Raw genomic sequence first — 13,408 nt, 5'->3', positions numbered from 1 at the left:
ATGACCCGTGAAGCGCCGGCGCAGGACGTGGACGAGACCCGCCTCGAGGTGGGCAAGCCGAAGGGCTGGGCGGCCGGGATACCCGGGGTCGCCGTGTCGCTCGCGCGCAGCGTCGAGCAGATGGGCGCGGGCCGGACGGTCAAGGCGCTGCGGCTGCTGAACCAGCGCGAAGGCTTCGACTGCCCGGGCTGCGCGTGGCCGGAACCCCGCGAGGTCGACGGCGAGAAGCGCAAGCTGGCCGAGTTCTGCGAGAACGGTGCCAAGGCCGTCGCCGAGGAAGCCACGAAACGCCGGGTGGACCGCGAGTTCTTCGCGAAGCACCCGATCGACGACCTGAAGACCAAGACCGACTACTGGCTCGGCCAGCAGGGCCGCGTCACCGAGCCGTTCGTCCTGCGCGACGGCGCGACGCACTACGAACCGATCTCCTGGGCCGACGCGTTCGAGCTGGTCGCCGGTGAGCTGAAGGCGCTGACCGACCCGAACGAGGCGATCTTCTACACCTCGGGCCGCACCAGCAACGAAGCCGCGTTCCTCTACCAGCTGCTGGTGCGTTCGTTCGGCACCAACAACCTGCCGGACTGCTCGAACATGTGCCACGAGTCCTCGGGTGCGGCGCTGTCGGCCACCACCGGCGTCGGCAAGGGCTCGGTGAGCCTCGCCGACATCCACCAAGCCGACCTGATCGTCGTCGTCGGGCAGAACCCGGGCACCAACCACCCGCGGATGCTCTCGGCGCTCGAGGAGGCCAAGGGCAACGGCGCGCAGATCATCGCCGTGAACCCGTTGCCCGAAGCCGGGTTGATGCGGTTCAAGAACCCGCAGAACGTCCGCGGTGTGGTCGGCAAGGGCACGCCGCTGGCCGACGAATTCGCCCAGATCCGCCTCGGCGGCGACCTCGCGCTGTTCCAGGCCGTCGGGCACTTGCTGCTGACCTGGGACGAGGAGGCGCCGGGCGCGATCGTCGACCGCGACTTCGTCGAGCGGGTCACCGAGGGCTTCGACGACTACGCCAAGCACCTGCGGGAGATCGACTGGCCCGAGGTCGAGCGCGCCACCGGGCTGCCGCGCGAGCAGATCGAGCGCGTCGCACGGATGATCGCGTCGTCGGAGCGCACGATCTACTGCTGGGCCATGGGGCTCACCCAGCACAAGCACGCCGTGCCGACGATCTCGGAGATCGCGAACCTGGCGCTGATGCGCGGGATGATCGGCAAGCCGGGCGCGGGCCTGTGCCCGGTGCGCGGGCACTCGAACGTCCAGGGCGACCGGACCATGGGCATCTGGGAGAAGATGCCGCAGTCCTTCATGGACTCCCTCGCCGCCGAGTTCGGCATCGACGTCCCGCGTGAGCACGGCTTCGACACCGTCGACGCGATCCGCGCGATGCGGGACGGCCGCGGCAGGGTCTTCTTCGCCGTGGGCGGCAACTTCGCGTCGGCGACGCCGGACACGGACGCAACCGGGAAGGCGCTCGCGTCGTGCTCGCTGACGGTGCACGTCTCGACGAAGCTGAACCGGTCGCACGTCGTGCACGGCCGCACCGCCCTGATCCTGCCGACGCTCGGCCGCACCGAACGCGACGTCCAGGCGAGCGGCGAGCAGTTCGTCACGGTCGAGGACTCGATGTCCCAGGTGCACACCTCACGCGGCCGGCTCAAGCCGGCGAGCGAGCACCTGCTGTCGGAGGTCGCCATCGTCTGCCGGCTGGCCGAAACCCTGTTCGGCGCCGGGCACGCCGTGCCGTGGCGGACCTTCGAGACCGACTACGACCTGGTCCGCGACCGCATCTCCCGGGTCGTGCCGGGTTGCCAGGACTACAACCGCCGCGTCCGCGAGCCGGACGGGTTCGTGCTGCCGCACGCGCCGCGCGACTCCCGCGAGTTCACCGGCACCGCGAACGGCAAAGGCAACTTCACGGTCTCGGAGCTGGAGTACCCGGCCGTGCCCGAGGGCAGGCTGCTGCTGCAGACCATGCGCAGCCACGACCAGTACAACACCACGATCTACGGGCTTTCCGACCGCTACCGCGGCATCGAGAACGCCCGCCGGGTGGTGCTGGTCAACCCCGCCGACATCGCGGCGCTCGGCCTGACCGACGGGTCGATGGTCGACCTGGTCTCGGAGTGGCGGGACGGCGACCGCCGCGCGCCGTCGTTCCGGGTGGTGGCCTACCAGACGGCCCGCGGCTGCGCGGCGGCGTACTTCCCGGAGGCCAACGCGCTGGTGCCGCTGGACTCGGTGGCGGAGAAGTCGAACACGCCGGTGTCGAAGGCGATCGTGGTGCGGCTCGAGCCGCTGCCCTGAGCACTCAGCCCTGGTAGTCGCGCTGCAGCGTGCTGGTCATGTCGGTGACCATGGCCTGGACGTTGTCGAGGGTCGCCGGCGGGATCAGCGCGGCCTCCGTGCCGCCGTCGGCGATGGCCACGCTGAGCACGACGTTCCCGCTGCGCACGGCGGCCCACTGCTCGGAGAACCCGGCCTCGTCGCCGACGCCGGTGGCGAGCCGGACGCCCGAGTGGTCGCCGAGCGCGTCGGTCATCAGCTGGGTCGCCTGGGCGGCGGCGGTGCCGGCGTCGGAGTCGGTGAACCGCACGACGGCGATCGTGACGAGCCGGTAGTCCTGCAGGTCGGGCTTCCCGCCGCCGAGGTCGCGGGCGAAGAGGCGCTTGCAGCTGGTGAGGTCGTTGCCCTCGGTGGAGCGATCCTCGGGGACGACCTTCGGGTCGGCGGTCTTCACCGAATCGGGTGAGATCTCGACGGTGCCGGGGGCCAGCTGGGTGCGCACGTTCGGCCCGGGCAGCTTGCAGGCGTCGATCGACGCGGGGTAGTGCGCCGAAGCGGACGCCGACTGGCATCCGGCGCAGAGAACGGCGGAAGCGAGCACCGGAAGGAGCCACCCTCCGCGGGCAACGCTGCTACGCATAGGTTCCGGACTTTCCGTATTTCCTGAAATCGACTTTCCGGTTCGCCACCGATCCGGTGATCTTTTCCGGTCCGCCGCGCGGTGCTGCCGCTGACGGTCACCGCACACTGCCTCACCAGGGTGGCAGCGTCAAGACCAGTCACCCCGGTGGTCCGCCGTGGTCCGGTCGGCGGAAAACGGGCTTGCGGCGCTTCACGGAAATTCTTCGCGCGAATTCCCGGATTCGAACGGAAATCCGCGCGCCACCGGCGTCAATTCACGCAGACGACCCCGCCGGAGGTGATCGGCTCGTCGCCACTGCCCGCGGCACCCCCGCCGCCGGCTGCGCCGGGGCCCGAGTACACCGAGCCGAGGGCGACCTCGATGTGGCCCGCCGGCACCGTCGCCGACTCCTGCGTCGCCAGCCCGCCCAGCAGCTTCGCGACCTCCGCGCCGCGCTGCGCGAGGTCGGGCCCGAAGCTGACCAGCGACGTCCGGCGGCCGGCGGTGTTGCCGGTCGTCACCTTGGCGAACCCGTGCTCCCCCAGGAACCCGGACACCCGCAGCGCGAGACCGTCCTTCGGGCTCGCGTTGACGACGTCGACGGTGACCGGGGCGGCGGGCTGCGGCTTCGGCGCGGCGGCCCCGATCAGACCCGCGGCGAAGGACTTCACCGCGGCCGGGTCGACCTGGACAGCGGTGGCGCGCGGGTTCTTCGGGTCGTACCGGTAGTCGCGGTTGACGACCGGGATCGTCTCGAACTGGATGCCGCCGCCACTCACGCCGCGCATCTGCGAGACGAAGTCCAGCAGGTTCCACGAGTCGTCGAGCACGACCGACCGCTTGACGGCGCCGATGAGGTCGGACAGCTTCCCCGGATCGGCCAGCGTCCCGGCCGACAGCACCTGCCGGGCCAGCGAGGCGAGGAACACCTGCTGGCGCCGGACGCGGTCGAAGTCGCCGCCCCGGAGGTTGTCCCGCTGCCGGACGAAGGCCAGCGCGTCCGCACCCGCGATCCGCTGCTCGCCGGCCGGGAAGTCCGCGCCGGAGTTCTCGTCCTTGGTCGCTTGCTTGAGGCACACGTCGACGCCGCCGACGGCTTTGCTGATCTCGTAGAAGCTCAGCAGGTTGACCTCGGCGAAGTGGTCGATCTTGATGCCGGTGAGGTCCTCGACCGCCTGCCGCGTCCCCCGCCGCGCGGCGGTCAGGCCGGCATGGTCGATCTTCGCCTTGTCGGTCTCGCCCGCCTCGCGCAGCCGCCGCGCTTCGGCGGCCTTCGCGCGCCCGAACGCAGCGTTGATCTTCTCCTTCCCGCCCGGCAGCGACACGTAGCTGTCGCGCGGGATGGAAAACGCTTTCACTTCCTTCGTGCCGTTCGGGATCCGCAGCACGATGAGGGTGTCGGTGAGGTCGTCGCCGTTGGCGCCGGCCCGCAGCTCGCGCAGGACGTCCGCGGAAAGCGGTTTCCCCTGGTCGTCGGTGCGCGAGTCGCGGCCGACGAGCAGGATGTCGAGCGAGCCGTCGGCGGGCTGCTCCCCGGGCGCCGTGCCGCCGTCGGCGTCGATGACGCTGTCGCGCGTGACGTCGTCGAGGGCGCGCAGGTCCGAGTAGCCGTACGCGGTACCGCACAGGACCGCGAAGGCGAGCCCGGCGACGGCGATCTTCCCCAGTAGGTGCACGTCCTACCGACGCCGCCGGGCCCCCTCCCGCTGCACGGGTGACTCAGCTCACAGGGATCTACCCGAAGAGCTGCACCAGCTTCAGGAACAGCTCGTACACGCCGTAGGCGAAGGGCAGCAGGACCCACGCCCAGGCCAGCACGATCAGCGGCGTCCGGTTCGCTTCCCGCGGTTGCTCGCTCATCACGCCTCACTCCTCGCGACCGTGCCCGCCGCGACGGGCTCGTGGTACTTCTCCTTGACCGGGCGGACCAGCTCGTTGGCCACGAAGCCGACCACGAGCAGGCCGATCATGATGTAGAAGGACGTCGTGTACAGGTCCGGGCCGGACTTGCCCGCCGCCTTCTCGCTGTCCGCGATCCGGTTGACGATCAGCGGGCCGAGCACGCCGGCCACCGACCACGCCGTGAGCAGCCTGCCGTGGATCGCGCCGACCTGGTAGGTGCCGAAGAGGTCCTTCAGGTACGCCGGGACCGTCGCGAACCCGCCGCCGTAGAAGGACAGGATCACCATGGCGCACAAGATGAACACGAGCTTCGACGAGTTCTGCGTCAACGCGATCACCAGGTACAGCGCGGCGCCGACGCCGAGGTAGGTGCGGTAGATGTTCTTGCGCCCCACCAGGTCCGAAGTGGACGACCAGACGAACCGGCCGAGCATGTTGCACAGCGACAGCAGCGCGACGAACCCCGCCGCCGAGGCCACGCCCACCGGCGTCGACGTGTTCTTGAAGAAGTCCACGATCATCGGCGACGCCTTCTCCAGGATGCCGATGCCCGCGGTGACGTTGAAGCACAGCACGACCCACAGGCACCAGAACTGCGGCGTCTTGATCGCGTTCGCGGCCGAGACGTTCGCGGTGCTGATCATCGCCTTGCCGTGGTCGGTCTTCGGCTCCCAACCCGCCGGCTTCCAGTCGTCGGCGGGCACCCGCACGAGCAGCCAGCCCATCGACATGAACACGGCGTAGACGATGCCGTGGATGAGGAACGCCGTCGCGATGGTGCCGGTGGTCGGCGCGGTGCCGAGCATCGACGACGACCACGGCGACGCGATCAGCGCGCCGCCGCCGAAGCCCATGATCGCGATGCCGGTGGCCATGCCCGGCCGGTCCGGGAACCACTTGATGAGCGTCGACACCGGCGAGATGTAGCCGATGCCGAGCCCGATGCCGCCGATCCCGCCGTAGCCGACGACCACCAGCCAGAACTGACCGGTCGCGACGCCGAGCGCGGAAACGAGGAACCCGCTGGCGAAGCAGCACATCGAGACGAACATCGCCCAGCGCGGGCCGTTCTTCTCCACGAGCGTGCCACCGAACGCGGCGGACAGCCCGAGCATGACGATGCCCAGCTGGAACGGCAGCGAGCTCTGCGTCCCGTTCAGGTGCATCGTCTTCTCGAGCGGCGTCTTGAAGACGCTCCACGCGTAGGCCTGCCCGATCGACAGGTGTACCGAAAGGGCCGCCGGTGGTACCAGCCAGCGCGTCCAGCCTGGGGGTGCCACGATCCGGGAACGGTCCAGGAAGCCGAGAGCCATCGGAACCCTCTTCTAGAGTGGGATGATGGAGGGAATGTATTACTAAATACCCGGTGTTGCACCATGCGAGTGTCTAACTTTCCGGCGGAGAAGGGTGTGGGCGATGGGCAGGGTGACCGTGCGCAGGCCGGTGCGGAAGATCTCCGCGACCGGTGACCGCCGCCGCCCCGACACCCTGGCCGCCGAAGAGCCCCTGGAGCTGCGGGTCGGCGGCAAGGCGCTGGCCGTCACCATGCGCACGCCCGGGCACGACGTCGAGCTCGCCCACGGCTTCCTGCTGTCCGAAGGGGTGATCGGCGGCCGCGAGGACATCGCCGTCGCCCGCTACTGCGACGGCGTCGACGACCAGGGCCGCAACACCTACAACGTCCTGGACATCGCGCTCGCGCCCGGCGTGCCGCCCCCGGACGCCGGGGTGGAGCGCAACTTCTACACGACGTCTTCGTGCGGGGTCTGCGGGAAGGCCGCGCTGGACGCGGTCAAGCTGCGCACGAGGTTCTCCCCAGCCTCGGCCGCCTTCGCCGTGAAGAGCGAGACCCTGGCCGGCCTGCCGGACGCGCTGCGCGCCCGCCAGAAGGTGTTCGCCAGCACCGGCGGCCTGCACGCGGCGGCGCTGTTCACCCCGGACGGCGAGATCGCCGTCGTGCGCGAGGACGTCGGCCGGCACAACGCGGTCGACAAGGTGCTCGGCTGGGCCGTCCTCGACAGCCGGATCCCCGCGCCCGGCCACGGCCTGCTGGTGTCCGGGCGCGCGTCGTTCGAGCTGGTGCAGAAGGCCGCGATGGCCGGGATCGGCCTGCTGGCCGCGGTGTCGGCGCCGTCGTCACTGGCGGTCGAGCTGGCCGAGGAGAACGGCATGACGCTGATCGGCTTCCTGCGCGGCGACTCGATGAACCTCTACACCGGCGACCACCGCGTCCTGACCTAGACCGTCTCGACCGGGACGTCGTGTCGTCCCCGCAACCACGCGAGTCGGCGCTCCGATCACGGGGCGCCCGCGGGCCCACCGGTCGAACGCCATGTCCGGACGGTCGACCCGCGTGACTGGCGAGCCGACACGCGTGTCCGGAGGGTCGACACGGCTCAGGCCGTCTCGACCCAGTTGCCGTGGAAGCCGTTGGGCACGCGGTCGGGCAGGTGGATCGCGGCGACCGTCTCCAGCGTGCCCGCGTCGAGGAGCGTGAGGTCGCTGCGCCGGGTCGCCGGGTCGAAGACGAAGCCCATCAGGACGCCGTCGTCCTCGGCCGCGTCCGGGTGGGACGGCACGAAGACGAACTCGCCCGGCTGGCGTCCCGCGCCGAACGCGCGTTCCTGGCGTGAACCGGTGTGGAAGTCGTGCTTGTACACGGATCCGCCGGGGTCCGCGCCGCCGTCGGCCGACATCGCGTAGCCGTAGCGGTGGCGGCGGCCGACGAGTCGCTCGTCGACGCGCGGGAACTCCTGGCCGCGGTCGTCGAGCCGCTCCTCCAGCACCTTTCCGGCGACGAGGTCGACGGTCCAGCGGTCCAGCGTCGGGCCACCCTCGTCCGGGCCGTGCAGCTCGCGGTCGAACATCTTCGGGTGCCGGACGACGTCGAGCACGATCGAGTCCCCGTCGTCGTAGGCGTTGAGCGGGTGGAAGACGTAGCACGGCTCGACCTCGAACCAGCGGACGTCGCCGTTGCCGCCGTCCCGCGGCATGACGCCGATCCGGGCCGGGTACTTCGGGTCCCAGCGGTACGGCAGGCCGCCGTTCGCGCCGATCTTGCGCGCCATCATCGCCGTCACCGGGTCCGGCACGGGGACCTTGCCGACCAGGGCCGAGAGTACGAGCTTCGCCGGCGTCCGCAGCGCAGCCGGCACGTTCGCGGCGACCGCCATCTCGGCGTTGAACGTCACCGGCAGGTCGTAGAACACGACGTGCGTCTCGGTCAGCGAGAAGTCGTGCATCATCGGCGACCCGGTGACCTCGACGTCGACCGTGCGGCCCGCACGGCCGGCCGCGTCGATCACCGAGTACTGGACCTTGTTGCCCATGCCGAAGAAGTACGACACGGCGTGCAGCTCGCCGGTTCGCGGGTCGCGCTTGGGGTGGGCGGTGTAGCCACCGGGCAGCGTGCCGTCGAAGTCGCACTTGCCGACGGTGTCGAGCTCGTCGGTCAGCTCGTAGATCGGCGCGCCCGCCTCGACGAGCGCGAGCGTCTTGCCGGCGTGGCCGATGACGTTGGTGTTGGCGCCCAGCGCGTCCAGCCCGCAGAAGCGGCTCGCGTCCTCGCCGGTCAGCGTCGCCGCCACGGACGGGTTGCGCACCCACCGGTTGCGGTACCACTCGGCCCTGCCGTCGCGCAGGCGGACGCCGTGGACCATGCCGTCGCCCATGAACCAGTGGTAGGCCGCCGGGTCCACCTCGGACAGCGGGTTGGGCCCGTTGCGCAGGTAACGGCCGTCGAGGAAGTCCGGGATGCGGCCGGTGACGGCCAGCTCGGTGCTCGTGTGCTCCCGGCGCACCGGGGCGAAGTTGCCTTCGAGGAACTTGTTGCCCATGCCTGACCCTCCGAAGCTGCCATAACTCGGTTATGACACCTTTTATAACAGGGTTATGAGATACTGGCAAGCATGAGCCCGAAACCGCGCGCGAACGACGTCAAGGAGCGGCTCGTCGAGGCCGCCATCCGGCTGATCGGCGAGGGCGGCCCCGAAGCCCTGCAGGCCCGCAAGCTGGCGGCCGAAGTCGGCGTCTCGACGATGGCCGTCTACACGCACTTCGGGGGCATGGCCGCGCTGGTCGACGAAGTGGCGCGCACGGGGTTCCTGAGGCTCAGCGCGTGGCTGGCCGAGGTGGGCGAGACCGAGGACCCGGTGGCGGACATCTTCAGCCTGGCCCGGACCTACCGGCAGGCGGTCGCCGAGCAGCCGCAGCTGTACGCGGTGACGTTCGGCCAGTCCACGCCCGGGGGCAAGCGCGCGACGCTGTCGGACCTGACCACCGAAGAGGGCCGCGAAGCCGCTCAAGAGGGCCTGGAAGCCTTCGACCACATCGTCCGGGCCACCGAGCGGGCCATCGAGGCCGGCCGGTTCCGGCCCGCCGACAAGTACCAGGCGGCCGCCCAGCTGTGGAGCGCGCTGCACGGCTTCGTCACCCTCGAGGCGTCGGGCCACTTCGGCCCCGGCGAACAGGGCATCGAGCACATTTTGATACCCCTGGGGATCACCCTCGCGGTCGGTCTCGGGGACACTGTGGAGAAGGCGGAACGCTCCACCGAGGCCGCGAAGGCGGCCTGGCGCGCGAGAAACCGAAACGCCGGGCAGGGTGGGAACGACTAACCCGGCGAACAGGGACGTGAGGGGAACGCGGAGCGGGTGCGCGGCGTCCCAAGAGCGGCAGGCGGGGGACGGAGACAGGTGAACGAGGAAAACGGGGATCGCGGCGAGGCGCAGCCTTCCGACGCCGAGCCCCAGTCGGCCGGCGAGGCGGCCGTCCGCGACGCGCGGCGGTGGCTCAGCCGCCGCTCCGTGCTGATCGCGGGGGCGTCCGGGCTGGCGGTGTCCGGCCTGGCGGTCGGCACGGCGACCGGCCAGCTGCCGTTCAGCCCGGCGCTGCAGCGCGCGCTGGGCGTGGCGTCGTCGAACCCGACGACCCAGCTGGGCAGCACGCGCGTCGAACGCGTCTACTCCCAGGCTCGCGGCCGGATGGTCGACCTGGTGTTCATCCTGCCGTCGAAGACCCCGCCGAAGGGGCTGCCGATGTCGCTCATGCTGCACGGCCTGCACGGCAACGCCCGCAGCGCGGCCCCGACCGGCACGCTCAAGCAGCTTTCGAGCGACGTCGCCCGCAAGGCGGTCCCGGCGTTCGGCTTCGTCGCCGTCGACGGCGGGGACAACTACTGGCACGAGGTGCACCCGGGCGACGACCCGATGGCGATGCTGCTGGAGGAGGTCCCGCAGTGGCTGCGGGCCCGCGGCTTCGGCGGCGACACCGGCCAGCCGTTCGCGTGCACCGGCGTCTCGATGGGCGGGTTCGGCGCGCTGGTGTACACGCGCCGCCGCGTGGAGCGGCGCCAGCCACCCGCCGCGGTCGCGACGCTGGCCCCGGCACTGATCCTGTCCTGGCCGGAGATGGCCAAGCGGCACATCTTCACCGGCCTGAACGACTGGACCGCGCTCGACCCGCTGAAGCACATCGACGAGACGAAGAGCGTGGCCAACGCGATCTACTGCGGCACGGAGGACCCGTTCATCACGGGCGTCCGCCGCTACATCGACGCGGCCCACCCGGCGGTCGCCCACACGGCCCACGGCAAGCACGGCGACCCGTTCAACCGGACGGTGGTGCCGAGCGTGATCAGCTTCCTCGGCAAGCACGTCCCCCGCAAGGACTGACGTTCAGCAGGTGAAGTGGACCCGGGTCGTCGTGCGGCCCGGGACCCAGTACGTGCGGACCAGGTCCGCCAGCCGGTTCACCAGCAGCAGCCCGCGGCCGCCCAGCGTGGCCGCCGGCGGCGGGACGCGGCCGGCCAGCGGGTCGGTGATCGTGCCCGCGTCGGTCACCTCGGCGACCACCTGCTCCTCCTCCGGCCACAGCCGCAGGACGCCGCGGCCACCGCCGTAGAGCACGCTGTTCGTGATCAGCTCGGCGACCGCGAGCGCGAAGTCGTCCCGGCGGGGACGGCGCAGGCCGTGCCGGGCCGCCCAGATCTCCGCGTAGCCGCGCAGCGACGCCAGCTGCCCCATGTCGAACGCGCGCTCGACGACGCCCACCGGAGGGACGAGCGGCCGGGTGAAGTCCGCGCGCACGCCATCGGGGTCGAAGCGTGGACTGAGGAACGGTCCCGCCAGGCCCCACACCTCGGGGTGGGTGCGCTCGGCGTCGGCCAGCACCGACGGGGACAGCGCCGCGACGTCGTACGGGCAGAGGACCGCCAGGTCGCGGCCCGCGAAGGCGTTGTTGATCAGTGCCTCGTGCTCCACGCAGGCCGGGTATTCGGCATCCGTCCGGCCGGCCCAGATGGGCTCGCCCACGATCCGCACCGGGCCGTCGTGCGCGCCCGCGAAGGAGTGCAGCACCGACGGCAGGATGGCACCGGGGTTGCGGCCCGCGCGGGACATGTCGATCAGCCGGACTTCGCCGGCCCGGTCTTCCAGGGCCTTTTCGACGAGCAGCAGGTTGCGCCCGGGCACGGCGACGGCCACCGGCTCGCCCCGGTCGAGACCTTCGAACAGGAACGGCATGACACCGGCCAAGTACTCGGTGTCACCGCGGTAGAAGAGTGCGGGATGCCGGAACGGTCTGAGGGCATCTACCACTGAGGTGGCGTACCCACGGCCCGGCGAGTTCAAACGGGTCGGACGGCGGGTTTCACTCGACCCAGCGGCCGACGACCGAAATCAGCCAGAAGCCGACGATGGTCGCGAGCGCGAACAACAGCACCCAGTTGACGAGCGAACGGCGTTCGGTCACCCCACGGGCCCGCCAGAGGCCGTAACCGGCGACGAGGAAGAGCGGCACCGGGATCAGCGGCAACGGCGACAACCGGGACACCACGGCCACGACGCACGTGCCCGTGCACACGGCCAGCACGCCCATCAGCACCCGGTCCAGCCACGGGTACCGGTCGAACACGGACGCGATGACGCGCTCGCTCAGTTCGCGGAACCCGAGGACCGGCCCGGCGGGCACCGGCGCCGGTTCCGGTGGCGGCGGTGCCTGCACGCCACCGGCGGGGGCGGTGCCCCCGCCGGTCACCGGCACAGAATCAGCAGTCATTCAGCTTTCCTGTCGGGTCTCCGGGCCGGGCGGCCCGGAGACGCCCGGCCTCAGGCCGACTTCTCGCCGCGCTCACTGCGCGCGCGCCGCGTCGGCTGCCGGGCGACGATCGTCGGGTTCACGTTCTCCCGGACGGTCTGCTCGGTGATGACGACCTTCGCCACGTCGTCGCGGCTCGGGATGTCGTACATCACCGGCTGGAGCACTTCTTCCATGATGGCGCGCAGGCCGCGGGCACCCGTCCCGCGCAGGACCGCCTGGTCGGCGATGGCCTCGAGCGCGGTCTTGGTGAACTCGAGCTCGACGTTGTCCATCTCGAAGAGCTTCTTGTACTGCTTCACCAGGGCGTTGCGCGGCTGGGTGAGGATGCTGACCAGCGATTCCTTGTCCAGGTGGTTGACCGTCGCCACGACCGGGAGCCGGCCGATGAACTCCGGGATCAGCCCGAACTTGATCAGGTCCTCGGGCATGGTGTCGGAGAAGACGTCGCTCTCCTCGATCTCGGACTTGGTGCGGATCTCCGCGCCGAAGCCGAGGCCGCGCTTGCCGACCCGCTCGTTGATGATCTTCTCCAGCCCGGCGAACGCGCCGGCCACGATGAACAGCACGTTCGTCGTGTCGATCTGGATGAACTCCTGGTGCGGGTGCTTGCGGCCGCCCTGCGGCGGCACCGAGGCGGTGGTGCCCTCGAGGATCTTCAGCAGCGCCTGCTGGACCCCCTCGCCGGAGACGTCCCGCGTGATGGACGGGTTTTCGCTCTTCCGGGCGATCTTGTCGACCTCGTCGATGTAGATGATCCCGGTCTCGGCCCGCTTGACGTCGTAGTCCGCCGCCTGGATGAGCTTGAGCAGGATGTTCTCGACGTCTTCGCCGACGTAGCCCGCCTCGGTCAGCGCCGTGGCGTCCGCGATGGCGAACGGTACGTTCAGCAGCTTCGCCAGCGTCTGCGCCAGGTAGGTCTTGCCGCACCCGGTGGGGCCGAGCATCAGGATGTTCGACTTGGCGAGCTCGACCGACTCCTCCTTGGAGTCCTTCGGCCCGGCCTTGTCGTCCGCCTGGATCCGCTTGTAGTGGTTGTAGACCGCTACCGCGAGGGTCCGCTTGGCGTCTTCCTGGCCGATGATGTACTGCTCGAGGAACTCGTGGATGTCGGCGGGCTTGGGCAGCTCGTCGAGTTTGACGTCGCCGGCTTCGGCCAGCTCCTCCTCGATGATCTCATTGCAGAGGTCGATGCACTCATCGCAGATGTAGACCCCGGGGCCGGCAATGAGCTTCTTCACCTGCTTCTGGCTCTTCCCACAGAAAGAACACTTCAGCAGGTCTCCGCCGTCACCGATCCGTGCCATGGCCGTTGACCTCGTCCCCTCCGGCGCGGGTTTCCGCGCCTGACGTGTGTTGCGACGGTGCGACCCCGGTCACGGGTGACCGAGCGGAGCCTCACGCATTGCCACTGACGGTACCCGTCCGATGCCGTGGGCGGGAACACCCACGGGAACGGGGAGCACGTCAGAAGGACGACCCTAAACCAGAGTGCCGGTGTAT

The 13,408-nt window shown here is 70.4% G+C and carries 12 protein-coding genes; 4 read left to right on the top strand and 8 right to left on the bottom strand.

Annotated elements, in window-relative coordinates; all coding sequences use genetic code 11:
* Complete coding sequence (locus OG738_RS23930; RefSeq protein WP_329044227.1) at positions 1-2,307, top strand: FdhF/YdeP family oxidoreductase; 2,307 nt, start codon at positions 1-3, stop codon at positions 2,305-2,307.
* Between the two features lie 4 nt (positions 2,308-2,311).
* Here the strand turns inward: OG738_RS23930 and OG738_RS23925 are convergent, their stop codons facing one another.
* The 4 genes from OG738_RS23925 to OG738_RS23910 all read right to left on the bottom strand — a co-directional run bounded on the left by OG738_RS23925 (position 2,312) and on the right by OG738_RS23910 (position 6,123).
* Complete coding sequence (locus OG738_RS23925) at positions 2,312-2,887, bottom strand: hypothetical protein (protein WP_329044226.1); 576 nt, start codon at positions 2,885-2,887, stop codon at positions 2,312-2,314.
* 290 nt (positions 2,888-3,177) lie between these two features.
* A complete protein-coding gene (locus OG738_RS23920; protein WP_329044225.1) occupies positions 3,178-4,584 on the bottom strand; it encodes an LCP family protein in 1,407 nt (468 codons plus the stop codon).
* A gap of 58 nt (positions 4,585-4,642) precedes the next feature.
* Positions 4,643-4,768, bottom strand: coding sequence for an MFS transporter small subunit (locus OG738_RS23915; protein WP_329044224.1), 126 nt, complete (start codon positions 4,766-4,768; stop codon positions 4,643-4,645).
* On the bottom strand, positions 4,768-6,123 hold the full coding sequence (locus OG738_RS23910) for an L-lactate MFS transporter (protein WP_329044223.1): 1,356 nt from the start codon (positions 6,121-6,123) through the stop codon (positions 4,768-4,770). Before OG738_RS23910 ends, OG738_RS23915 begins: the two co-directional genes overlap by 1 nt.
* Positions 6,124-6,226: 103 nt before the next feature.
* Here OG738_RS23910 and fdhD point away from each other — a divergent pair, with 103 nt between their 5' ends.
* Entirely contained in the window at positions 6,227-7,051 is an 825-nt protein-coding gene (gene fdhD / locus OG738_RS23905; protein WP_329044222.1) for a formate dehydrogenase accessory sulfurtransferase FdhD, read from the top strand.
* 155 nt (positions 7,052-7,206) lie between these two features.
* Here fdhD and OG738_RS23900 read toward each other — a convergent pair whose 3' ends face one another.
* Positions 7,207-8,646 carry a carotenoid oxygenase family protein gene (locus OG738_RS23900; RefSeq protein WP_329044220.1) on the bottom strand — a complete coding sequence of 480 codons (1,440 nt, stop codon included), beginning with the start codon at positions 8,644-8,646 and terminating at the stop codon, positions 7,207-7,209.
* Between the two features lie 72 nt (positions 8,647-8,718).
* On the opposite strand from OG738_RS23900, the gene OG738_RS23895 reads away from it, so the two are divergent.
* Positions 8,719-9,426: a TetR/AcrR family transcriptional regulator gene (locus OG738_RS23895; protein ID WP_329044219.1), complete on the top strand. Its 708-nt coding sequence runs from the start codon at positions 8,719-8,721 to the stop codon at positions 9,424-9,426.
* A 78-nt stretch (positions 9,427-9,504) separates the two neighbouring features.
* A complete protein-coding gene (locus OG738_RS23890; protein ID WP_442875804.1) occupies positions 9,505-10,482 on the top strand; it encodes an alpha/beta hydrolase in 978 nt (325 codons plus the stop codon).
* 3 nt (positions 10,483-10,485) lie between these two features.
* Here the strand turns inward: OG738_RS23890 and OG738_RS23885 are convergent, their stop codons facing one another.
* From OG738_RS23885 to clpX, 3 genes are read right to left on the bottom strand one after another with little or no spacing between them, the layout of a single operon-like run.
* Positions 10,486-11,406 (bottom strand): anti-sigma factor RsbA family regulatory protein, encoded by a 921-nt coding sequence (locus OG738_RS23885; RefSeq protein ID WP_329044218.1) that lies wholly within the window; start codon positions 11,404-11,406, stop codon positions 10,486-10,488.
* A gap of 52 nt (positions 11,407-11,458) precedes the next feature.
* Entirely contained in the window at positions 11,459-11,866 is a 408-nt protein-coding gene (locus OG738_RS23880) for a hypothetical protein (protein WP_329044217.1), read from the bottom strand.
* 50 nt (positions 11,867-11,916) lie between these two features.
* Positions 11,917-13,212, bottom strand: a complete 1,296-nt coding sequence (clpX, locus tag OG738_RS23875; RefSeq protein ID WP_093951347.1) for an ATP-dependent Clp protease ATP-binding subunit ClpX — start codon at positions 13,210-13,212, stop codon at positions 11,917-11,919.
* Positions 13,213-13,408: the final 196 nt, after the last annotated feature.

The sequence above is a fragment of the Amycolatopsis sp. NBC_01488 genome (assembly GCF_036227105.1).
Classification (GTDB): Bacteria; Actinomycetota; Actinomycetes; order Mycobacteriales; family Pseudonocardiaceae; genus Amycolatopsis.
The sequence above is the reverse complement of the archived record's forward strand: the minus strand, read 5'-3'. Positions and strand labels throughout refer to the sequence as shown.

Excerpts from the sequence above, each read along its gene's own strand:
- OG738_RS23930 (WP_329044227.1), top strand. The coding sequence starts at position 1 with ATGACCCGTGAAGCGCCGGCGCAGGACGTGGACGAGACCCGCCTCGAG.
- OG738_RS23915 (WP_329044224.1), bottom strand. The coding sequence starts at position 4,768 with ATGAGCGAGCAACCGCGGGAAGCGAACCGGACGCCGCTGATCGTGCTG.
- OG738_RS23910 (WP_329044223.1), bottom strand. The coding sequence starts at position 6,123 with ATGGCTCTCGGCTTCCTGGACCGTTCCCGGATCGTGGCACCCCCAGGC.
- fdhD (WP_329044222.1), top strand. The coding sequence starts at position 6,227 with ATGGGCAGGGTGACCGTGCGCAGGCCGGTGCGGAAGATCTCCGCGACC.
- OG738_RS23900 (WP_329044220.1), bottom strand. The coding sequence starts at position 8,646 with ATGGGCAACAAGTTCCTCGAAGGCAACTTCGCCCCGGTGCGCCGGGAG.
- OG738_RS23895 (WP_329044219.1), top strand. The coding sequence starts at position 8,719 with ATGAGCCCGAAACCGCGCGCGAACGACGTCAAGGAGCGGCTCGTCGAG.
- OG738_RS23880 (WP_329044217.1), bottom strand. The coding sequence starts at position 11,866 with ATGACTGCTGATTCTGTGCCGGTGACCGGCGGGGGCACCGCCCCCGCC.
- clpX (WP_093951347.1), bottom strand. The coding sequence starts at position 13,212 with ATGGCACGGATCGGTGACGGCGGAGACCTGCTGAAGTGTTCTTTCTGT.